We start from the raw sequence: 22,536 nt of genomic DNA, 5'->3' as shown, positions 1-22,536 counted from the left end.
GTTTTCAAAGTTCATTTTCTATCGCTCAGAAGCGACTTTTTAATATTACCATTTGGCAATAATGCTTGTCAACATTTTTTAAAATTCTTTTTTAAATTAAGTTAACCAAGTCGTTGTCGCTGAGGACAAGAAATAATATAACACGTATCCAATTAAACCGTCAATACAAATTATGATATTTTTTATATTTTTTATCTCTACCATCAAATACTCTCGATAGTATACATAAAAAACAGGCCTAATCCTTTATGTATCCTCTCATAAAGGAAGTCTACAATAAACTTCATATAAGATTTTCTTCTTCTTGAGCATTTCACTTTTAACCCGATCATTTACTTCATTTGACGATAACTCTTTGTCTAACTCATAAAGCGAACGTATGATAAGCGATTCGATTTCTAACACATGTTCCTTATTAAGTATTACCCCAAACATAAAATCACTCCGAGAAAACTTCTATCCATTAACAATTTTGTTAATCCAGCAGAAATTTTTATTGTTCTAATACTTTAAACATTTAATAATTTTGTTTTAAAGCATACAAGCCTGCTAAATCTCATATCCTTAATATAAGAACTTGGACAAGAAAGAAGGCGATTTTATGCTTTTTTACTTTTACATCACCTCAAAAAGGAAATTAAAGCAACTATCCTTAATTACTATTATTGCATTTTTCACAGCTTGCTTAGTTTATATACAAGCACCTAAAACATTTTCAACATTTTCAACTAATAAAGGTCCAATGGCAATTTATAAAGGTGATCCCTCCAAAAAAAATGTCGCTCTTACGTTCGATATTAGCTGGGGAGATGAGAACGTACTAAAAGTGTTAGACGTTTTACGAAATCAAAGAATCACGAATGCAACCTTTTTCTTATCCGCATCTTGGGCAGAGAGACATCCGGACATTGTGCAAACAATTGTAAAACAAGGCCATGAAATTGGAACACTTGGATATCGGTATAAAAGCTATACTCAATTATCTCCAGTAGAAATGCAAAGAGACTTAAATTACTCAGCAGAAGTTTTTACTCGATTAGGCATAAAAGACGTTAAATTATTTAGACCACCTAATGGCGAATATAATAAAGAAGTGATTAAAATTGCTAATCGGAATAATCTCTCTGTCATTCATTGGAGCGTTAATACTGATGATTGGAGAAACCCGGGAACAAATAAAATTGTTCAAAGCGTAGAAAAAAATGCTGATTCTGGAGACATCATTCTCCTTCATGCAAGTGATTCCGCACTGCAAACACCGAAAGCACTACCATTAATCTGGTCCTATTTAAAAGATGAAGGGTATAAAAGCGTAACTGTTTCTCAAATGATATCCAATACTAAAACAAGTATCAAAATTGTAAAATAAAAAGATGATGTCCCAAAAGTGTATTATTTTAGGGACATCATCTTTTTTATTTGAAATAAGAGTCGTAAAGGTTTGCCAGTGCAAACCGACTGTGCGACAGTTAAACTGACTTTTAGGACGGACTCTGTTAGTTTTCTGTAGTTTTCCGATTGATTGTACGCAATTATTTTTTTACTATTTTGTGTAAAGATAATAACTGATACGTATTACATACAAATAAAGGTACTAACATTAATATTAGCCAAGAAAGATCATTCTGCCTTAATGCAGGGAACCATTCAACTACTGTTACAACAATCATAAAAAATAGTGCAGGTATAAATGCTCCATTGTTTGTTTCTTTTGTTTTTTTAAAGGCAACGATCAGGCTAGCTATTAAAAGGACTATTGGGAATATTAAATATCCTGTAAGAGCTTCTCCGTGTGCATATTCTTTATATCGAAAATATGCCAGATCAAATAAGGCTAGTACAATCAAAATAATTTGAACTGGATTCCATAATGACTTAAATAAACCTAACCCGAAACGATGAATTGTTAAATAGGCAAAGAAGCCCATTTGACTTACAGCGCTGAATACTAACCCTAATATAAATAAAAAAGATACTTCAACTAATAATTTTCCAATTCTAACATCTTGAACGTAACTTAAATACTCTTTATACCCATAAAGAATACCTGTAATAATTGTTGCAATTCCGCCAACTAGTAACGTTGTTAAAAATAATCGAACCCATTTCCGACTCGTCATTCTATTCCTAATCCCCCATGTCCACAAAGTAATTCCGATTTTTTCTAAATAAATCTTTCATATAAAACTTTATTAACTTTTTAAACCACATAAATACCCTAATAATTCATTTCTATATCAGTCAAGGCTAAAAATACAGCCATTACTAATAAAACAAGCAATAAATTAAAAGGGTATTGTCTATTATTTAGTTAATATGATTTTTTCGACTACTTGTTCTGCAATCGTAGTATAGATTTTCCCAGTCGGGTGGTCTTTATCATAAATTGAAGGTGCAAAGTCCGCTTCATCCCAATCCGGTTGTTGTAAAGGTAATTGTCCTAATAGGGTAGTTTGAAGCTCTTTTGCAAGTCTTTCTCCTCCACCTTTACCAAAAACATACTCTTTTTCTCCAGTTTTTTTACTTTCAAAATAACTCATATTTTCTACAACACCAATAATTTCATGGTTTGTTTTTAATGCCATAACCCCCGCTCTAGCTGCAACAATTGACGCTGTAGGGTGTGGAGTTGTAACAATAATTTCCTTACAAGATGGTAACATACTATGCACGTCTAATGCTACGTCACCAGTACCTGGTGGTAAATCTAGTAATAAATAGTCTAAATCTCCCCATTCAACTTCCGTGAAGAACTGCTGTAGCATTTTACCAAGCATTGGACCTCTCCAAATAATCGGCGAATTATCTTCAACAAAAAATCCCATTGAAATTACTTTTACTCCAAATCGATCAACTGGTATAATGCGCTCCCCTCTGATCACTGGTCTTGTCGTAATTCCCATCATATCAGGTACACTAAAGCCATAAATATCAGCATCAATGATTCCTACTTTTTTGCCTAATCTTGCTAAAGCAACTGCTAAGTTCACAGAAACAGTAGATTTTCCTACCCCACCTTTTCCACTAGCAATTGCTAAAAATTGTACTTTTTTATTATCTAATAATGAAAGCGTTGAGTGTGCATCGTCATCACTTGTTTCGACAAACTGACTTTTTTCTTCTTCTGTAAATTCAGTAAAACGAATTCCTACTGTATCTGCACCATTTTGCTTTAATAATTGAACAATTTGCGTTTGAATTTGCATCTGTTCTGCACTACCTGTTTTTAATAAAGCAATTTTAACGCTTACATGTTTCTTTTCATCTTTTATCGAAATTTCTTTAACTGCATCTAATTCTACTAATGATTTATTTAAAAATGGCTCATTAATTGTACCTAAAAGTGATAATACTTGTTCATTGGTAAGCATATTTACACCTCGTTATCTTAATATACTAAATAGTATAACACATGTATCTTAGTTAGTCTTAAGTAACATTCTTAGATAAAGAAAACTCGCTCATTGGTGAACATTTTAGGCGAAGACAGCTCAATCCTTAAAGTGAAGACTACAACGATATTTCTTCACCACTGCCCCCATTTATCCTTAATGTAAAAAATGAAAACCACCGAGTAATTCGGCGGTTCTAATCTTAGACAAGTCCCAAAAATATAATCTTTTCAATTCTTTTTTAGAACTGATCTTGAAAACCATGAAGTTTGAGGGATTTTATCATACACCACTTGTTAATTCGGCGGGTCATTTTTATCAGTGTAATATCGTATGACTCCTCTATAAATTGCTGCAGCAAGTTTATTTTGATATGCTTCATCTCTTAATTGCTGGCTCTCTTCATAGTTCGATAAAAAGCCTACTTCAACAAGCGCACCTGGAACTTTGGCATATTTCATTAAGTAAACATGATTAATAATTTTAGCTAATCGATGCGTATTATTTAAACTATCCCTTAGTTCTGCTTGAACGTATTTTGCAAACCGCTCATTTTCGATTAATGAACCATAGTAAAATGTTTGAGCACCTTTAGAGGATGTTCTTGGTAAGGAATTTAAATGAATTGATATGTATAGGTCTGCGTTCGATCCATTAATTATATCGACTCTTTTTCTTAAATCAACGCTTTTTCTTCTACTGTATCCTTTCATTCCTTCCTCTGCTAGATCATAATCACCATCCCTTGTCATAATGACTGTAGCGCCTTGGCCTTGTAAATAATCCCTTAGTTTATTTGTTATGGATAATGCAACAACTTTTTCAATAACATCTCCACCTGAGGCCCCTCCGTCTGGTCCACCGTGTCCGGCATCTAAAACGATAACTTTCCCATCTAATGGTAATCCTCTAAAATTCCAGGTTTTTGAAGTCTTCTGTAATAAAGGTATACATAATATCAAAAAAACAAAGGTTACAATGATTATGATTAAATGCCATCTTTTCATTTCTTCCCCCCTGATTGTCCTATAAAAAATATATGGGACAACTAGGAAGAATATGACTTACTTTGATAAACGAAGTTTGTGCCTTCTTTCCCCTTTTACATAACCATCTAACCACCAGTTATTTAAAAAGGATTTGCATTGATTAAATGGTTCAGTTTGGATATCATCTTTACGGCCAAATACTGAAGAATAAAATAAATAAGCTAACCATTCGGATTCCTTTGCTGATCTTTTTTTTACGTTTTCTATTGGTTCACCATAAAAACCAAAGCGACTATATCTTGCACCAAGTAAGTATGTCTCTACTGCTAATTCTAAACAGTAGTCCTCTCGTGCTTTTCTTTGGTTACTATCTGCATCTATAAAGTATGAAAATGAATCCTTTAATTGGGATTTTAACTGCATTATTCTTAATTCTTTTAATAAGCATTTTTCAAATTTAATTTGCTTATCTCTTCTTTTTTCTCGGAAATTTGTTATAAGATTCATGTTGAAACCTCCCCGTAGCCATAGTCTAAGACGAAAGGGGTTTGTTCATTCAAAAACTACATACTTAATTTCTTCCATAAAAAAATAATAGTTTCATGAAAAACACCGTTTTTATAAAATAGAAAAATTTTGTTGTAAACAATATAAAAAAGAGGGATCCATTATTTCCCTCTTTCAACTTTTAATTATTATATGACTTCATTCTTTGTAAAAGTAAGCCATCACTGTTTTTATTTTCTCCATATACGAACTGAGGCATATGGTATTTTAGATATTTTCCATATTGGCTGACCGTATTTAATAATAATTCGTCTACAAAGTAAGCACCATTTTCGAAAGTATCCAAAAATAAACTTGCAACTCCTGCATATACTCCACAAGCTACTTGAAGATAAGTTGCATTTGTACCATACCCCGCGAAGGAATCTTTGTTGTTCATTACATTATAGATGTAACGCTCTTTATTTTCATATACAAGTAAAACCCCAACTAAGTCTTCTCCTACTAACGGAGCTGTTGAAGGATCTAGAAGCTTTTTATCAAAACCCATGATTTCATCAGTATTTTTTAAATTATTTCTAATTAAATTTGTTGTATGCTCATTAACGCGATAAACAAAACCACTTTCTAGATTGAATAGTTTTCCGATTATAAATACTTCTTCATGTGGCATAAGACAACCGTAGAAAACTTTTTCTCCTAATTTAACTTTAAACTCAACTGAATAAACATCATCGTAAAGGAAGATTGGGATATTTTGTTTAACAAACATAGGAAAGCTTGTAACTGCTTCTTCTAGGAAGCAATCTGGGGACCAAGTGGTATAAATTGTTTCTTTTTGAGCTAACGAAGGGTTTTCATAAAAAGAATTATCATGTTCAACAATATAACATGCAAGAGGCTTTTCAGAAGGAAATTGGTTCATTAAATCAATTGCCATCCATTGGACAATCCCTGGATTCATGCCTGAACCAATAATTGCGGTAGTATTTTTAAACTTTCTTTTATTTTCCTCGAAAATGCGTATACGTTCCTTAAGGGGGAAACCGGAACTAATACTTTCATCTTCATCTACTATGTCACTTTCTAAAGCGGTATTTACATACTTAACGCCAAATTCATTACAACAACGCAGCATTTCAACGGAATCCGCTCTAGAAACATCTACTACAAGTACTGTTTTACTTTCTATAAGATGTTTTTTCATTAATTCAATATTATTAACATTCATCTCATGAAATGTAACCTTTTTAATTAGGTTGGGGATAATCCTCTCAAAGTATGGTAAGTCTCTTTGCTTTAAATCAATCAAATGAAACCTGGCATTTCTAATCGTCTCGTGAATGGGATCATTTGGATCCTCCACTGCCTTATTAAATATAGAAAGTACTGCTTTTGCTACTCCGCCAGAACTACCTAAAAGGGTAATAATCGCATCTTTTTCCAACATATAAACAACTCCATGAATTATTGGTTTAATTTTAGCTATTACTTTACTATATGAATCAATAGGAAAAGTGTTCGGACAAGTATCCTTACAGTATAACTATGTTAGATATGTGTTGAAAAAAAAAAGCCTAACTAATAATTAGTTAATAGCTCTATTTTTGATTATTAATTGTTTTTATCGTCGGTTTCTGGTTTTTCTAAAAGTTTTTTCTGTTGTTCCATACAAAATTCTCTAAACTGTTTGCATTCTTCTCTACATTCTTCTCTACATCTTTCAATTTCTTCTTCACGTTTCTTTTCTCGTTCAACACGCAACTCAAATTCACGATCTCTTTCTCTTTGGTCGATTAGAGAAGTATCCGTTTTTAGAAGTGGTACATTGCCTCTTTGAATTGGTCCGATCCCCATTAGAGAACGCCATTCGTTAGGAGTTAAGGAAGCTCGCTCTACCATAACGGAAAATGCTAATTTAGTTACGATCGATGCAAATTCTAAGTTAGTTGCTTCAAAAACAATACGATTACCATTTGCTCGTTCAACAGGAGTAAAGAATTTACGTGTAAATTCATTATTTAGTTGGATGACTAACGGATTAATTACGGCTTGATTATACGTATTCCACTGATTTTCATCAAACGTACTCCGAACTATATTTTCGTTCGTATTAAAAAAACTATAAATTCGACTGATTGCATCATTTGTTCTTTGAGCCTCTGGCGCATAAGTACTTATGGGCACTTGTTGTAAACTATACGTCGGTTCTGAAAATCCTGCCTTTACTCCATCACCAGTATATTTCATATAATTATTTACGAATTCATTCGTATTTTTTATCATCTCTTCTTGATCTAGCACTTCTTTAAAGTTTAATAACCAATTTATAAAACGATTGTTACTTACATTTTGAACGATACTATCATCTACGGAATCAATCACTTCTAATAATGGCAGTAAAGGATCATATGGGGGTGTTCCAAACAGATCATTACTGTTAAAATCCTTCCTTAAATGAATGATATCGCTATAAGGTAAAATTAGTACATTTTTGTTTTTGAAAGTGAATTTTAAAAAGATTAACCCTTGATTATTTTCTAGCACTTCAACAGTAGTACAAGGAATGGGAAAGAGAGCAGTAGGATAGCCAAAGTCATTTCGTTTTATAAAAGCAAAAGCATTACTATTCAATTCAAGCTGGGTTACCATTTTCTCTAAAAGTAGCTGCAAAGACATAAATGGATTCGGTTCTTGAAGTACATTAAAAACCCACGGATCTGGGTTAATCTTGCACTCTTTACTATTTTCCCTGACATGCGTTACTTTTAGTTTTCCTATTGCATTAGCTTTCGGTCTAATACACGCCCGGATCACATCATTTTTAAACAATGTATTTCCTAAAGTAAATTGGCCTTCCCCATCATCATTTAATAACTCAAAAGTACTAGTACTTGATTGAAAATTCATTTTTCCCATTATCCAATCGACTAAGCCCAATTTAAATCACCCCTAACATAGAAGGCCGCATACAGAAATGATTAAGGTATAATATTTTATTCTTATAAAAATCTTCTATGCTATAAATAGGGCATGAATTATTAGATTTTTTTAATTTAATTTGTTCTTAATAAAAAAACCCCTCATCAAAATGATTAAGGGTAATTGTAAATTCATTTTTTAATACCTTTCAACTAAAAGTTGTTTTGATTCAAAGTATAAAACCTGTACAAATTTCTTGGCATTAATTCGTGTGTGTGTTGAAGAAGAAGTAACCGATACTTGTTTTAATTCACTCATTCTTTGTCGTACCGTTTCAAAATCAAAAAATTTTGAGGCGTAATTCTCAAATTTAGGATTCGCATAATCAGTAAGGCCAATCGATGCCATATGGTTTAATGATTGATAAATCGCCCTACGAACCCGCTGTTCTGACGACTTCCTTTCTCGCTCTACCTCTTCTTGTGAATTGATAATTCCAAGCTTTTTTAAACTAACGTGAGTATATATATCTTTTAAGGTTGGAAATCCAGCATCTAATCCAAAACTCGTCTCATACTCATATAAATAATTGACGATATCAAGTAAATCCTTACTTCCATTTTCCCCAGCGATCCCAAGCTCGGATAATAAAACTTGTCCCCAATCAGTGATTTTCTTTTTATCGGGGTTCGGTCTATAATTCGTTATCGAATGAACATCAAAAACATTGCTTAACGATCTTTGAATATCATGGATTGACCGCTCTAATCGAATTCGCTCCATGACTTTTCTGACCACTGAAATCACTTCAACCTTGTTCAGTGGCTTAGTAATGTAATATTCGATACCAAGTGAGTATGCTTCGCCAATTAATTCTTTAGACTCTACTTGAGAAATCATTATTATTTTTCCTTTAAATGAAGGACCTAATCTCCTAATCGTTTCGATTCCGTCCTGTATGGGCATTAATAAATCGATAAATAATATATCAACTTGGTTTATTTCTAATGTATTAGTATCTAAAAAAGAACCATCTTCCGCCTCTGCAACAACATCTCCTAATTCTTCGTCTTCTATAATTTGGGATAACATAGATCGAAAGACTTCATCATCATCTGTGATATAAAAATTCAACATACTCACCCTTTCTCGACGAGACTTTCAATAGGTAATCGAATCGTGAAAATACATTCACTCTCTTTTTGATGAAGAGTTACTTCTCCTCCTAACTCTTCTGCCATTTCTTTAATATAAGATAACCCAATTCCCGTAGATGGGGTTCCATCCTCTTTATATTTTGAAGTGAAACCAGGTTTAAAAATAAGTTTCGTATTTTTTGATGGGACTCCTGGGCCATTATCAATCACGCTACATTTAATCCAATGATCCTCTTTTTCGATTGCTATGAGAATGATCCCTTCATATTCTATTGCTTCTACGGCATTCGCAACCAAATTATTTATAAATGATAGCATTAGATAAATATGATATTGTGGATGTTGTCCTGTAATTTGCGACACAAACTCAATTTTCTTACCTAACATACCAGCATATTTTTGATTGATTCTAATAATCATTGTTGCTAAATCATTTACTCCCATATATTCAGGTAAACTTTCACTCGTAATTAATTTAGAGAGTCCAGCAAAAATTCTTTGATTATCCTTCTTAATTTCATGTACCTCTCCAGCAATTCTTAAAGCCTTGCTCCCCCACTCCTCAATAGGGACTTCTAATTCATGTTTATATTTATTCATGTTTCTATATAAATTGTAAGATTCTTTCGTTATTGTTTCTGCATTTTGCAGCGTCTTTCTTAAATAAGCAGACTCTACATACAAATTAGATAAATGCATAAGCATATTCTCATTTTCTTTTCGAGTTTGTGACTCCTTTAGCCTTAATTCGTAAAGCTTCATCATATTGATAAAAGCTAATACAAAAAAACTTCTAAACACAGCAATAATGATAATTTTGTTTAATTCTTCTACGGTAAGTGTAGCTCCCATTCCATACAATTGAAGGATTAGTTCAATTAAACTTGAAGTAATCTCAATAGTAATACCAAAAATTCCTATGAGCATTGGGTGTTGGTACCGATTCAGCTTTAATAAATAAAATAAAACAGAATAGGAGAAATAATATAGAAAAGTAGGAAATCTAACTGAAAAGGATGAAGTTAAATTAAAATCCGTCAATACAAACCAATCAAGTCCGAAGCGAAATACAAAAACGGATACTCCTATTAACAGACCAAATATAACAGAGTGTATATTCCGGAAGTACAATAATGAAAAGAAGAAAATAGGTGTTCCAAAACTAACTCGAAATATATTATCAAATGGATGAAAGTTAAGTTCCCCTGCTATTGGAATAATAACCATCAGTGCAACAACTATCCAGAAATCTTTAATCTCTAGTTCATTAGATTTCAAATCTGTCACTTCCTGATTTTTGCTACTAGTATATCGCCTTGTAGATGCTAACACAATGTTCCTCCGTACTACTAAATGTCATAAGAAAATACAGCTTGATTTACAAGCTGTATTTAGGTCTTTTATACAGTAACTAATTCTTTGGCTGCTTTAATAGGTCTGTAAGCAGGCTCCCACATTGCGCTTCGTACAGCTTGCTCAATATCGTCATGTACTACTCGTGCGACGCCATCTGCAACTGCTGCTTTTGCTACTTCGATTGCAACCACTTCTGAAATAGTACGTAGATTCTCGATTTGTGGTAGTAAAGGTGCACCTAACTTACTAACGTCGATCATTTGAGCTACCGCTTCTGCCGCCGCTGCAAACATGCCATCTGTTATTACACTTGCTCTTGAAACATTTGTTCCAAGTCCTAACCCTGGGAAAACAAGAGCATTGTTTGATTGCCCAATGACATAAACAGTTTTGTTATATGTTACAGGAGCGAAAGGACTACCTGTCGCGACTAACGCTCTTCCTTCAGTCCATTTGATTAGATCAGAAGGTTTTGCTTCCGCAAGTGGTGTAGGGTTTGACATTGGTAAAATTACAGGTCTTTCAACATGTGCAGCCATTTCTTTAACAATTTCTTCTGTGAAAGCACCAGCAACAGTTGAAGTACCAATTAATATTGTAGGGTGAACTTGACTAACGACCTCAGCTAAGCTTGCACCTGAATTATTTTCTTCAGCTGGGCGTGCATAAGGTTGTTGGAAGTCGAACAACCCGTCCATATCATCAGCAAGCAAACCATTGCGATCAATACACCAGAAACAACGGTTTGCTGATTCTAACGAAAGACCTTCACGTACCATTGCATCACGTACCTGATCAGCGATCCCAATACCAGCCGCTCCTGAACCGAATACAACTACTCTGTGTTCACTTAATGGGATACCAGATGCGTTTACTGCTGCTAGTACAGCGGCAAGTGATACTGCTCCAGTACCTTGAATATCATCATTGAAAGTACAAACTTGATGACGATACTTATCTAAAATATTTCTTGCATTTTTAGAGCTAAAATCTTCCCAATGTAATAATGCATTTGGATATTTTTCCACGGCCGCATTTACAAACTTATCGATGAATTCATCATAGCGACTATCGCGAATACGAGGGTGACGATTTCCTACATAAAATGGGTTATTTAGTAGTTCTTCACGATCTGTACCAACATCTAAAATAACTGGCATTACACGTGCTGGATCGATACCTGCTGCAGCTGTATAAACTGCTAATTTACCGATTGCGATATTAATACCTCCAACTCCCCAGTCACCAATTCCTAATATTCCCTCACCGTCAGTAATAACGATTAAATCAATTTCGTCTGCATTTGCTCCGTAATTATCAAAAACTTGTTCAATACTATCTGCTTCATTGATCGATAGATACAATCCACGAGGTCTTCTATATTCATGACTATAACGCTGAATTGCTAGACCAACTGTCGGTGTATAGACAACCGGAAGCATTTCAGGTAAGTGATCAGTTAGTATACGATAAAATAATGTTTCATTACGATCATGTAAAGCTGATAATGTTACATTCTTATGCAAATCAGTAGGCTGTGACGAGAATTGCGCGTAAGCTCGTTTAGCTTGCTCCTCCAGTGTTAGTACAGCTGGCGGTAATAATCCTGTTAAACCTAACTCTTTTCGTTCCTCTTGAGTAAATGCAACTCCTTTATTAAGCATTGGCACACCTAATAATTCGGCACCTCGCAAGGTAGTCTCTACCTCACCATTCGAACCTACCTTGAATTTATGCATACAATCCCATCCCTTATCTTTTTCTTTTTATATTTATCTATTTAAGTTAAGCAAAAAAGGGCTCTTCGCCCTTCCCTTTTAAAAATTGTCATTCTGATTGAAAAACATTCGTCTTTCAATAAGCTAAGCCTGTAGAAGCGCAGAGTTACCGTTGAATGGTAACAAGCGCCTCAAACAGGCTAACCAACAAAGAATGCTGTCTGAGTGATTTATTGACGCTCTAAAAGAACTGCACCAGCAATACCTGGGTGAGTCATTTCAAATGGGTCTAAAATTAAATCCAGCTCATCTTCTGATAACACATCATATTTTAAGCAAAGTTCACGAATTGGCTTTCCTGTTAGAATTGCTTCCCTCGCAATTCTTGCAGCAACTTCATAGCCGATATGTGGATTAACAGCTGTGATTAGTCCAACGCTCTTCTCTACATATTCTTTCATTCTGTCTTCATTTGCTTCAATTCCTTTTAAACAGTTATCAGTAAATGCACGGAATGCATTATTCATAATGTTAATTGATTGAAGTAAATTGAATACTAGTACAGGCTCCATAACATTTAATTCTAATTGTCCTGCTTCTGATGCTAAACAAATTGTATGATCATTACCGATTACTTGGAATGCAACTTGGTTAATTACTTCAGCCATTACAGGATTTACTTTTCCTGGCATAATGGATGAACCTGGTTGACGTGCTGGTAATGAAATTTCACCAAGGCCTGCACGTGGACCAGAAGCCATTAAACGTAAATCATTCGCAATTTTAGACATATTCATCATACATACTTTAAGAGCAGCCGATACTTCTGTGTAAGCATCAGTGTTTTGAGTAGCATCAACAAGATGCTCAGCTCCAACAAGTGATAAGCCACTAATTTCAGCAAGTTGCTTAACAACAAGTTCAATATAGCGAGGATCAGCATTTAAGCCTGTCCCAACCGCTGTAGCTCCCATATTTACCTCGTATAAGTGCTGACGTGATTGTTCGATACGTTTTATATCACGTGCAAGAACTCGAGAATAAGCTTCGAACTCTTGTCCTAAACGAATCGGTACAGCATCTTGTAAGTGAGTACGACCCATTTTAATAACATGATCAAATTCTTTTGCCTTTAACTCAAATACATCGTGCATATATTTCATCGTATTTAATAATTTATCTAACATATTTAAAGTCGCGATGTGAATTGCAGTTGGAAATGCATCATTTGTAGACTGCGACATATTTACATGGGTGTTTGGACTAATACAGAAATAGTCACCTTTTTCTTTGCCTAAAATTTCAAGCGCACGATTAGCAATAACCTCATTTGCATTCATATTCATTGATGTACCTGCGCCACCTTGAATAGGATCTACAATGAACTGATCATGCCATTTGCCATCAATAATTTCTTGAGCAGCTTCTGCAATTGCATTACCATTTCCCTCATAAAGACGTTTTGTTTCCACATTAGCAAGTGCAGCTGCCTTCTTTACAATTGCTAAAGCCTTAATAAGCTCTTCGTGAATTTTATATCCAGTAATCGGAAAATTTTCAACTGCACGTAATGTTTGGACACCATAGTAGGCATCTGCTGGAATTTCTTTTTCCCCTAAGAAATCTTTTTCAATACGTATGTTTGGTTTAATTTCAGTAGCCGCCATTTGTTTTTCTCCCATCTTTACGCAACTTTTGATTCCTTATATGAATCAATAAATGCTTGCGCTTTATCTTTATCGTATTCGCCTTCCCATTTAGCCATTGTGATTGCCGCTAATGAGTTTCCTAATACATTTACTGCAGAACGAACCATGTCTAAAATACGGTCAATACCTGCAATTAATGCGATTCCTTCTAAAGGTAATCCCATTGAACCTAGTGTTGCCAGTACAACTACGAACGATGCACCAGGGACACCGGCCATCCCTTTTGATGTAAGCATTAGTACAAATAATAACGTAACCTGCTCCATAAATGTCATGTGTATATTATACATCTGAGCAACAAATAACGCAGCAAGAGCTTGGTAGATAGCTGACCCCGTTAAATTAAACGAATATCCAGTCGGAATAACGAAAGATACGATTGCCTTTGGACAACCCATTTGCTCCATTTTTTTCATAATGTTTGGAAGTACTGCTTCCGAACTTGCTGTTGTAAAGGAAAGAATCAGCTCGTCCTTTAAAATCTTAATTAGCGTAAAAATATTCGTCCCTGTCATTTTAGCATTTATACCTAAAATAACAATAGCAAAAAATGCTACAGTTATATAAACAGCTATAACAAGCTTACCAAGTGGTAATAAAGTACCTACACCGAACTTTGCAACTGTTACTGCAATTAACGCGAATACTCCGATTGGAGCAGTTTTCATAACTTGATTTGTCACCCAAAACATTGCTTCTAATACGCCTTCAAAAAATCCTAAAACAGGCTTTCCTTTTTCTCCGATTGCTGCTACTCCTAAACCGAAAAGAACAGAGAAGAAAATAATCGGTAAAAGATCACCTTGTGCCATCGATTCAAACACATTTTTTGGGAAGATATGAACGATTGTTTCTGCAAAGCCACTTTGTTGTGTTGCAGTTGCTGTTTGTTCATATGCTGAAATGTCACCTTTTTGTAGATGGCTCATATCGACACCTTTACCAGGATGGAACAAGTTTGCCGCTAACAACCCAACTCCAAGTGCGATCGTCGTAATAATTTCAAAATAAAGAAGTGTCTTTCCCCCAAGTTTTCCTAACTTCTTAATATCCCCTACTCCAGCCACAGCAACAATTAATGCTGAAATAACTATTGGCATAACGATCATTTTGATTAAGTGAATAAAAATATCACCGATCGGCTGAATATACGAAGTTGCCGTTTCATTTCCATATACTAGTGCCCCAACAATAATACCTAATATCAACGCTATAAAAATTTGAGTAGCTAAACCAAATTTTTTCATATATAAATCCCCCTTGTTAACGCTTTCAAACATTTTAATGAAATACATACCTAATTCTATATGTAAACCTACAAAACAATACAAAAACCTACAAGGACTTTTGAAATTATTTGAAAAAGTTTCATAAAATGCTTCGGCGACGTATGAATAGGAGGGACAATAAATTGACGAACGTTAGAAAGGACAGTAATCAAGAAAGTGCTAATACTAGTGAAAAGCATTAAAAAAATAAAAAAACTCCTGTCCACATTGTGGAAAGGAGTTTTGAACGTATATGAAAATTAACGTTTTGAGAACTGAGGAGCTCTACGTGCACCTTTAAGACCGTATTTTTTACGCTCTTTCATACGTGCATCACGAGTTAATAATCCAGCGCGTTTTAAAGTTCCGCGGTATTCAGGATCAACTTGTAATAAAGCTCTTGAGATACCGTGACGAATTGCACCAGCTTGACCAGTGTATCCACCACCGTTAACGTTTACTAAAATATCATAGCTACCTAAAGTTTCAGTTGCAACAAGTGGTTGTTTAACAACTTCTCTTAATGCAGCGAATGGGATGTAATCTTCAAAATCACGACCGTTAATGATAACGCGTCCTTCGCCAGGAACTAAACGTACACGAGCTACTGAGCTTTTACGACGTCCTGTGCCATAGTATTGTACTTGTGCCATGTGAATGCCCTCCTTTTATAATTATCCGCGAAGTTCGTAAACTTCTGGTTTTTGTGCTTGGTGTGGATGCTCGTTACCAGCATACACGTGTAATTTTTTTACTTGAGCACGTCCAAGACGTCCTTTTGGAAGCATACCTTTAACAGCTAATTCAAGCATTTTAACTGGGTAGTTAGTACGCATTTCTAAAGCTGTACGCTCTTTTAAACCACCAGCATACATTGTGTGACGGTAGTAAATTTTATTGTTTAATTTGTTTCCTGTTAATTCAACTTTCTCAGCATTGATGATGATTACGTTATCACCTGTATCAACGTGTGGTGTGAAAGTTGGTTTGTGCTTACCGCGAAGTAAAGTAGCTACTTCAGTTGCAAGACGACCTAAAGTTTTTCCTTCAGCGTCTACAACGAACCACTTACGTTCAACTTCGCTAGCTTTTGCCATATAAGTTGTGCGCATTCTAATTTCCTCCTAATACAATATACATAAAGTAAAATTGTTTTTATTGTTTATCTATAACACGACTGGTTCCGGGGCTAATCGTGGTTCTTAAAACAATACCGTATTTAATATTAAACTTTCTACCTTCTAATGTCAAGCAAATGTTACACCAGGATTAGTTGTTATAATCAACTTTCCATAAAAATAATCCATTAGGCGGTGAAGTCTTGCCAGCCTTGGCTCGATCGCATGCTAATAATGCGTTTTTCACACTAATTACGTCGCGTTTTCCTTGACCAACTTCAATTAGTGTTCCAACAATTATTCTTACCATATTATATAGAAATCCATTTCCTTCAAGAGCAATGACAATTCCTTGCTCTGATTTATTAATGGTACCTTTGTATATGGTGCGTACTTTTTCCTTTATATCGGTATTCGATGCACAAAATGAACTAAAATCATGAGTACCTAATAAACAATTAAGTGCCTCTTGCATTTTAACAATATCTAGCTCAAATGGGAAAAAATAATGCTGATTTCTCGAAAAAATATTTTCGTCCTTCTCATTCCAAATAAAGTATCGATATTCTTTCCGAACAACATCAAATCTAGAATGAAATTTGTCATCAACAATTTCTACCGATTTAATATAAATATCTTTAGGTAGTTGTGCATTTAAGGCTCTCTTCCATGCTTCAGGTAAAAGATTAAATTCACTATCAAAATGAATAACTTGACCTACTGCGTGTACGCCAGTATCTGTTCTACCTGAGGCATGGATTTTTATAGGGTTCCCTTTATGCATTTTAGTTAGAACTGTTTCAATATCAGTTTGAATGGTTCTCTGGTTTGGTTGAACTTGGTATCCACTAAATAAGGTGCCATCATATGAAATTATACATTTAATTCGATTCATAACTTATCAATCTCCATCACTTACGTAAAAACAATAATAATAAAAATAAAATCAGTAATGCAAGTAAACATGCTGTATCACGTAAATGCCACTTCATTACCCGAAACTTTGATCGTCCTTCTCCACCTTGGTAACCTCTAGCTTCCATCGCAACTGCTAAGTCTTCAGCTCGTTTAAATGAATGAATAAATAACGGTACAAGTAAGGAGACTAACGCTTTTAATCTGTCTTTTATTGGACCCGATGAGAAATCCACTCCTCTTGATGACTGTGCCTTCATAATCTTTTCGGTCTCTTCCATAAGCGTTGGTATAAATCGCAATGAAATAGACATCATTAAAGCCATTTCATGCACTGGTAGACCAAATCTTTTAAAAGGGTTAAATAATGACTCCAGCCCATCTGTAATTTCGATTGGATTTGTTGTTAATGTCAGTAAAGTTGTAATTGAAACTAAAAGAAAAAATCTCGCCGATATATAAATCCCTTGGATAATACCTTCTTTATGGATTTCAATCCAACCAAAATGATAAATCAAAGGCCCTTCTTTATTTGTAAATACATGCAATAAAAACGTAAAAGCTGCTAACAACCAGATTGCTCTTAATCCTTTTAAATAATAATTAAGCGGTACTCTCGATAGTGATACTGTGATAATCGAGAATAGTAATAAAACACCGTAGGTAACAAAATTATTTGCAAAGAAAACAATAAATATAAATAAAAACATTGTTAGAAGTTTTGCTCTAGCATCTAGACGATGAATGAGTGAATCGATTGGTATATATTTTCCGATTATTAGACTATTCATGTTGTTTCCCCATTATAAAGACTCGCTATATAATCAGCGAGTTGTTCAATTGTTAAGCTTGTTGCTTTTTCGTTAATACCTAATTTTTGATTTAGCTCTTGATGGAATTTTAAAGAAAGTGGTATTTGTAAGCCAATTTCCTCTAATTCACTTTCGAATGAAAATACTTCTAAAGGACTTCCCTTTAAGTACGTAGTACCTTTTTGAAGCACATGGATTGTATCAGCGTACCTTGCTGCATCTTCCATGCTATGGGTCACTAAAATGATCGTAAGCCCCTTTTCTTTGTGTAATTCATAAAACATATCCATTAACGCCTTTTGGCCACTAGGATCAAGTCCAGCAGTCGGTTCATCTAATACAAGTACATCCGGTTCCATTGCTAATACTCCAGCTATGGCAATCCTTCTCATTTGACCACCACTTAGCTCAAATGGTGACTTCATTAAAAAATCTTCACTTAAACCTACTTTTTCAATTAAATCCTTTGCTCTTTTTTTGGCTTCGTCTTCAGAAACACCAAAATTCATCGGACCAAAGCAAATATCTTTTTCAACAGTTTCTTCAAACAATTGCTGTTCTGGAAATTGAAATACTAATCCTACTTTTTTTCTTAATGATTTTAAATTTTTGTTTTTCTTATTTGATACAAGGGTTATATCGTCTATTTTGGCGATTCCCTCAGTTGGTTGTAAGAGGCCATTTAAATGTTGCAGAAAGGTAGATTTACCTGAGCCTGTGTGACCAATTACAGCGTAGTAAGACCCATCAGGTATCGTTACATCTATATCGTAAAGAGCACGATGCTCAAACGGTGTCTTCGGCTGATAAGTATATCCTACTTTTTCAAAAGTAATTTGCATAATTCGCTCACCAAGCTTTCTTGCTCTAGATGGTCTTGTCTCAAAGGTAAACCTTTTTCTATCAATAAATTAGAAAGGTTATTTGTAAAAGGAGATGCTAATCCAAGCGACTCTAGGGAAAACTCTGTCTTTAAAAGCTCTTCTGGAGTGACGCTTTGAACTAAATGACCATCATGCATAATCAAAATACGGTCTGCATGTATAGCTTCTTCTATATCATGTGTAATCGAAATAACTGTCATATTAATTTCCTTATGTAAATTACGAATAGTTTCGATTACTTCTTTTCTTCCAAAGGGATCTAACATTGAAGTAGCTTCATCCAATATTAATATACTAGGCTGAATCGCTAATGATCCTGCTATCGCTACTCTTTGCTTTTGACCACCAGAAAGTGAATGTGGTTCATGAAGTTTAAAATCATTCATTTTGACGATATTAAGAACCTCTTCGATGCGACGATCCATTTCTGCTTTATCGACACCATGGTTCTCTAATCCAAATGCTATATCATCAATTACTGTTGTCCCAACAAATTGGTTATCAGGATTTTGAAATACCATCGTTATTTTCTTTCGAACATCCCATATTGTTTGCTCTGATAAGGTAATCTCCTCATCAATCACTATTTGGCCTTCTTCGGGTAAAATTAATCCATTTAAAAGTTTTGCTAATGTTGACTTTCCCGACCCATTTCTACCAACTATTGCAATCCATTCATTTTCCTTTATGTTAAATGATACAGAATGAACTGCATTCGATTGTGCCTGTGGATATTTAAAAGATATGTTATCTACTTTAATACTATCTTTTCTCATTATTTCACCTATAATTTCTCATTGTTTATAGATATATAATAGTCTAAAAGTAAACAGAAAAAAAGGGCAACGACATGTTTACAAGAAACGTCGAGCCCTTTTGTATACGAATATTAAACTAATTCGATAACAACCATTGGTGCTGCGTCTCCGCGACGAGGACCAATTTTTGCGATACGAGTGTATCCACCTTGACGCTCAGTGTAACGAGGAGCGATGTCAGCAAATAACTTTTGTAAAGCGTCTTGATTAGTTTCAGCGTTAGCAACTTCATTACGGATGTAAGCAGCAGCTAGACGACGAGCATGTAAATCTCCACGTTTACCTAAAGTAATCATTTTTTCAACAACTGAACGTAATTCTTTCGCACGTGTTTCAGTTGTTTGAATACGTTCGTTAATGATTAAGTCAGTAGCTAAGTCACGTAACATAGCTTTACGTTGTGAGCTAGTACGTCCTAATTTTCTGTATCCCATTTCTAGTTCCCTCCTTTGTAAGTAGTATCAAAATTGGGTCATATAGACATGAAGAGAACGCCTCTCCCTTTATCGAAGCTACAATCAGTCTTCTTTACGCAGGCCTAGACCTAACTCTTCTAACTTATGTTTTACTTCTTCTAAAGACTTACGACCTAAGTTACGTACTTTCATCATGTCTTCTTCTGTCTTATTAGCAAGCTCTTGTACTGTATTAATACCTGCTCGCTTTAAGCAGTTATATGAACGAACAGAAAGATCAAGTTCTTCAATCGTCATTTCAAGGACTTTATCTTTTTGATCTTCTTCTTTTTCGACCATGATTTCTGCATTTTTAGCTTCGTCAGTTAAACCTACAAAAATGTTTAAGTGTTCAGTAAGAATTTTTGAACCAAGTGCGATTGCATCTTTAGGTCCAATGCTTCCGTCAGTCCAAACATCAAGTGTTAACTTATCGAAATTTGAAACCTGTCCCACACGTGTATTTTCAACTTGGTATGTGACACGAGACACTGGAGTGTAAATCGAGTCGATAGGAATAACACCTATTGCTTGATCCTCTCTTTTGTTACCATCTGCAGGGATGTATCCACGACCACGTCTAGCAGTTAGACGCATACGTAAATGAGCATCTTTAGCAAGAGTTGCAATATGAAGATCTGGATTTAGAACTTCAACATCGCTATCATGCGTAATATCGGCCGCAGTAATTGGTCCTTCTCCGCGTACATCAATTTCTAATGTTTTTTCTTCATCTGAATAAATTTTCAGAGCAAGTTTTTTCACATTAAGAATAATTGTTGTAACGTCTTCTACAACACCTTCAACTGTAGAGAACTCATGTAGCACGCCATCAATTTGAATAGCAGTTACAGCGGCACCAGGAAGTGAGGATAAAAGGATACGACGTAAGGAGTTACCCAGCGTTGTACCATATCCACGCTCAAGTGGTTCAATAACGAATTTACCATATTTGGAATCGTCACTGATCTCAACCGTTTCGATTTTCGGCTTTTCGATTTCAATCATTTTTTAAACCCTCCTTCAAAACGTCGAAACCCTCGGTTAGACGATGCTAACCGAAAGTCCCTATTAGGCAGTTCCTAATTGTGCACAACAAGAGATGTCTGTTAATATTTGCCAAACATATATCATAATCCATTATAGACAATTTTTGAAAATTTATACAGACAAATTATACACGACGACGTTTTGGTGGACGGCATCCGTTATGTGGAACTGGAGTAACGTCTCTGATAGCAGTTACTTCAAGACCAGCAGCTTGAAGAGCACGGATAGCAGCCTCACGACCAGCACCCGGACCTTTAACCGTTACGTCAAGAGTTTTTAAACCATGTTCCATAGAAGTTTTAGCAGCAGTTTCAGCAGCCATTTGTGCAGCGAAAGGAGTAGATTTACGAGAACCTCTGAAACCTAATGCTCCAGCACTTGACCAAGAAATTGCGTTACCATGAACATCAGTGATTGTTACGATTGTGTTATTGAAAGTTGAACGAATATGAGCTGTACCAGCTTCAATATTCTTTTTCACACGACGTTTACGTACATTTGTTTTACGTGCCATGTTGAATACCCTCCTTTACTTAAAAAATATTATTTCTTCTTGTTCGCTACCGTACGGCGTGGGCCTTTACGAGTACGAGCATTGTTTTTAGTGTTTTGACCACGAACAGGTAAGTTACGACGGTGGCGAATACCACGATATGAACCGATTTCGATTAAACGTTTAATGTTTAAAGAAACTTCACGACGAAGATCCCCTTCAACTTTTAACTTGTCGACTAATTCACGAATTTTACCTAATTCTTCTTCTGTTAAATCACGTACACGTGTGTCTTCTGAAATACCAGCTTCAGCTAAGATTTTTTCAGAAGTTGCACGACCGATTCCGTATACATAAGTTAAAGAAACAACCACGCGTTTGTCGCGAGGAATATCTACACCAGCAATACGAGCCATTCTAGTGCACCTCCTTCTTTATTAACCTTGTTTTTGTTTATGTTTTGGATTTTCACAAATTACCATTACTTTACCACGTCTGCGGATAACTTTACATTTTTCACAGATTGGTTTTACTGATGGTCTCACTTTCATGATTTCAACCTCCTTGTAGATTACGGAGTGCATATTTATTATTTAAAACGGTACGTAATACGGCCACGAGTTAAATCATATGGAGATAGTTCAACAGTTACCTTGTCACCTGGAAGAATACGAATGAAGTTCATACGAATTTTACCAGAAACGTGTGCAAGAACTACATGACCATTTTCTAATTCAACTTTGAACATCGCATTCGGAAGTGTTTCCGTAACGGTACCTTCAATTTCAATTACATCATCTTTCGCCATTAGGGCATTCTCCTTTCTTCAAATCAGTAGCTTGCTTGTAGGCAAACATACGCTTAGGAACATTAAGCCAAAGTGCTCTGATAAGTTGGAGATTTTTTGGCCTACAAAAGACCTATGTTATATCAATCGTTCCAAGCAAAGCTAAGTTTAAGCTTTTAAATAATA

Annotated in this window: 25 protein-coding genes; 1 reads left to right on the top strand and 24 read right to left on the bottom strand. The window is 35.0% G+C overall.

Annotation, left to right across the window (positions count from 1 at the left end):
- Positions 1 to 258: 258 nt before the first annotated feature.
- Positions 259 to 435, bottom strand: coding sequence for a hypothetical protein (locus CN601_RS26990; protein ID WP_179865596.1), 177 nt, complete (start codon positions 433 to 435; stop codon positions 259 to 261).
- Between the two features lie 166 nt (positions 436 to 601).
- Between CN601_RS26990 and pdaB the strand changes: the two genes are divergently transcribed.
- Positions 602 to 1,369, top strand: coding sequence for a polysaccharide deacetylase family sporulation protein PdaB (gene pdaB, locus CN601_RS17630; protein WP_098121887.1), 768 nt, complete (start codon positions 602 to 604; stop codon positions 1,367 to 1,369).
- A gap of 163 nt (positions 1,370 to 1,532) precedes the next feature.
- On the opposite strand, the gene CN601_RS17625 is transcribed toward pdaB, so the two are convergent.
- From CN601_RS17625 to infA, 23 genes are all read right to left on the bottom strand, one after another.
- A complete protein-coding gene (locus tag CN601_RS17625; protein WP_098121886.1) occupies positions 1,533 to 2,120 on the bottom strand; it encodes a KinB-signaling pathway activation protein in 588 nt (195 codons plus the stop codon).
- A 183-nt stretch (positions 2,121 to 2,303) separates the two neighbouring features.
- Positions 2,304 to 3,371: an Mrp/NBP35 family ATP-binding protein gene (locus CN601_RS17620; protein ID WP_098121885.1), complete on the bottom strand. Its 1,068-nt coding sequence runs from the start codon at positions 3,369 to 3,371 to the stop codon at positions 2,304 to 2,306.
- A gap of 317 nt (positions 3,372 to 3,688) precedes the next feature.
- The gene (gene cwlD, locus CN601_RS17615; RefSeq protein WP_098121884.1) at positions 3,689 to 4,399 is read right to left on the bottom strand and encodes an N-acetylmuramoyl-L-alanine amidase CwlD; all 711 of its coding nucleotides are present in this window, start codon (positions 4,397 to 4,399) and stop codon (positions 3,689 to 3,691) included.
- 57 nt (positions 4,400 to 4,456) lie between these two features.
- The gene (locus CN601_RS17610; RefSeq protein WP_098121883.1) at positions 4,457 to 4,888 is read right to left on the bottom strand and encodes a DUF2521 family protein; all 432 of its coding nucleotides are present in this window, start codon (positions 4,886 to 4,888) and stop codon (positions 4,457 to 4,459) included.
- A 181-nt stretch (positions 4,889 to 5,069) separates the two neighbouring features.
- Positions 5,070 to 6,338, bottom strand: a complete 1,269-nt coding sequence (locus CN601_RS17605) for a saccharopine dehydrogenase family protein (protein WP_098171791.1) — start codon at positions 6,336 to 6,338, stop codon at positions 5,070 to 5,072.
- A gap of 164 nt (positions 6,339 to 6,502) precedes the next feature.
- On the bottom strand, positions 6,503 to 7,828 hold the full coding sequence (locus CN601_RS17600) for a phage portal protein (RefSeq protein ID WP_098171790.1): 1,326 nt from the start codon (positions 7,826 to 7,828) through the stop codon (positions 6,503 to 6,505).
- 180 nt (positions 7,829 to 8,008) lie between these two features.
- Positions 8,009 to 8,947 carry a response regulator gene (locus CN601_RS17595; RefSeq protein WP_373604988.1) on the bottom strand — a complete coding sequence of 313 codons (939 nt, stop codon included), beginning with the start codon at positions 8,945 to 8,947 and terminating at the stop codon, positions 8,009 to 8,011.
- 2 nt (positions 8,948 to 8,949) lie between these two features.
- Positions 8,950 to 10,245, bottom strand: a complete 1,296-nt coding sequence (locus CN601_RS17590) for a sensor histidine kinase (protein WP_098121889.1) — start codon at positions 10,243 to 10,245, stop codon at positions 8,950 to 8,952.
- A gap of 122 nt (positions 10,246 to 10,367) precedes the next feature.
- Entirely contained in the window at positions 10,368 to 12,062 is a 1,695-nt protein-coding gene (locus CN601_RS17585) for an NAD-dependent malic enzyme (RefSeq protein ID WP_098121879.1), read from the bottom strand.
- A gap of 209 nt (positions 12,063 to 12,271) precedes the next feature.
- On the bottom strand, positions 12,272 to 13,708 hold the full coding sequence (gene aspA, locus CN601_RS17580; RefSeq protein ID WP_098121878.1) for an aspartate ammonia-lyase: 1,437 nt from the start codon (positions 13,706 to 13,708) through the stop codon (positions 12,272 to 12,274).
- Positions 13,709 to 13,725: 17 nt separating this feature from the next.
- Positions 13,726 to 14,997: a cation:dicarboxylate symporter family transporter gene (locus tag CN601_RS17575; protein ID WP_098121877.1), complete on the bottom strand. Its 1,272-nt coding sequence runs from the start codon at positions 14,995 to 14,997 to the stop codon at positions 13,726 to 13,728.
- A gap of 281 nt (positions 14,998 to 15,278) precedes the next feature.
- Positions 15,279 to 15,671: a 30S ribosomal protein S9 gene (gene rpsI / locus CN601_RS17570; RefSeq protein WP_056467505.1), complete on the bottom strand. Its 393-nt coding sequence runs from the start codon at positions 15,669 to 15,671 to the stop codon at positions 15,279 to 15,281.
- Between the two features lie 21 nt (positions 15,672 to 15,692).
- Entirely contained in the window at positions 15,693 to 16,130 is a 438-nt protein-coding gene (rplM, locus tag CN601_RS17565; protein WP_098121876.1) for a 50S ribosomal protein L13, read from the bottom strand.
- Positions 16,131 to 16,287: 157 nt separating this feature from the next.
- Positions 16,288 to 17,031 carry a tRNA pseudouridine(38-40) synthase TruA gene (gene truA, locus CN601_RS17560; protein ID WP_098121875.1) on the bottom strand — a complete coding sequence of 248 codons (744 nt, stop codon included), beginning with the start codon at positions 17,029 to 17,031 and terminating at the stop codon, positions 16,288 to 16,290.
- 16 nt (positions 17,032 to 17,047) lie between these two features.
- The gene (gene cbiQ, locus CN601_RS17555; protein ID WP_098121874.1) at positions 17,048 to 17,842 is read right to left on the bottom strand and encodes a cobalt ECF transporter T component CbiQ; all 795 of its coding nucleotides are present in this window, start codon (positions 17,840 to 17,842) and stop codon (positions 17,048 to 17,050) included.
- Complete coding sequence (locus tag CN601_RS17550; protein ID WP_098121873.1) at positions 17,839 to 18,705, bottom strand: energy-coupling factor ABC transporter ATP-binding protein; 867 nt, start codon at positions 18,703 to 18,705, stop codon at positions 17,839 to 17,841. The genes cbiQ and CN601_RS17550 overlap by 4 nt, the downstream gene beginning before the upstream one ends.
- Positions 18,681 to 19,523, bottom strand: a complete 843-nt coding sequence (locus CN601_RS17545; RefSeq protein WP_098171789.1) for an energy-coupling factor ABC transporter ATP-binding protein — start codon at positions 19,521 to 19,523, stop codon at positions 18,681 to 18,683. The genes CN601_RS17550 and CN601_RS17545 overlap by 25 nt, the downstream gene beginning before the upstream one ends.
- 113 nt (positions 19,524 to 19,636) lie before the next feature.
- Positions 19,637 to 19,999 carry a 50S ribosomal protein L17 gene (rplQ, locus tag CN601_RS17540; protein ID WP_098121871.1) on the bottom strand — a complete coding sequence of 121 codons (363 nt, stop codon included), beginning with the start codon at positions 19,997 to 19,999 and terminating at the stop codon, positions 19,637 to 19,639.
- Between the two features lie 84 nt (positions 20,000 to 20,083).
- Positions 20,084 to 21,028: a DNA-directed RNA polymerase subunit alpha gene (locus CN601_RS17535; RefSeq protein ID WP_056467484.1), complete on the bottom strand. Its 945-nt coding sequence runs from the start codon at positions 21,026 to 21,028 to the stop codon at positions 20,084 to 20,086.
- Positions 21,029 to 21,194: 166 nt separating this feature from the next.
- Positions 21,195 to 21,584, bottom strand: a complete 390-nt coding sequence (gene rpsK, locus CN601_RS17530) for a 30S ribosomal protein S11 (protein ID WP_098121870.1) — start codon at positions 21,582 to 21,584, stop codon at positions 21,195 to 21,197.
- Between the two features lie 29 nt (positions 21,585 to 21,613).
- Positions 21,614 to 21,979: a 30S ribosomal protein S13 gene (gene rpsM, locus CN601_RS17525; RefSeq protein ID WP_098121869.1), complete on the bottom strand. Its 366-nt coding sequence runs from the start codon at positions 21,977 to 21,979 to the stop codon at positions 21,614 to 21,616.
- A gap of 21 nt (positions 21,980 to 22,000) precedes the next feature.
- Positions 22,001 to 22,114, bottom strand: coding sequence for a 50S ribosomal protein L36 (gene rpmJ / locus CN601_RS17520; RefSeq protein ID WP_000868344.1), 114 nt, complete (start codon positions 22,112 to 22,114; stop codon positions 22,001 to 22,003).
- Between the two features lie 38 nt (positions 22,115 to 22,152).
- Entirely contained in the window at positions 22,153 to 22,371 is a 219-nt protein-coding gene (gene infA / locus CN601_RS17515) for a translation initiation factor IF-1 (RefSeq protein WP_056467475.1), read from the bottom strand.
- Between the last annotated feature and the right edge of the window lie 165 nt (positions 22,372 to 22,536).

This window comes from Bacillus sp. AFS017336, assembly GCF_002555445.1.
GTDB lineage: Bacteria > Bacillota > Bacilli > Bacillales > Bacillaceae_G > Gottfriedia.
Note: the sequence above shows the minus strand (reverse complement) of the source record. Positions and strands in the feature narration are given on the sequence as shown.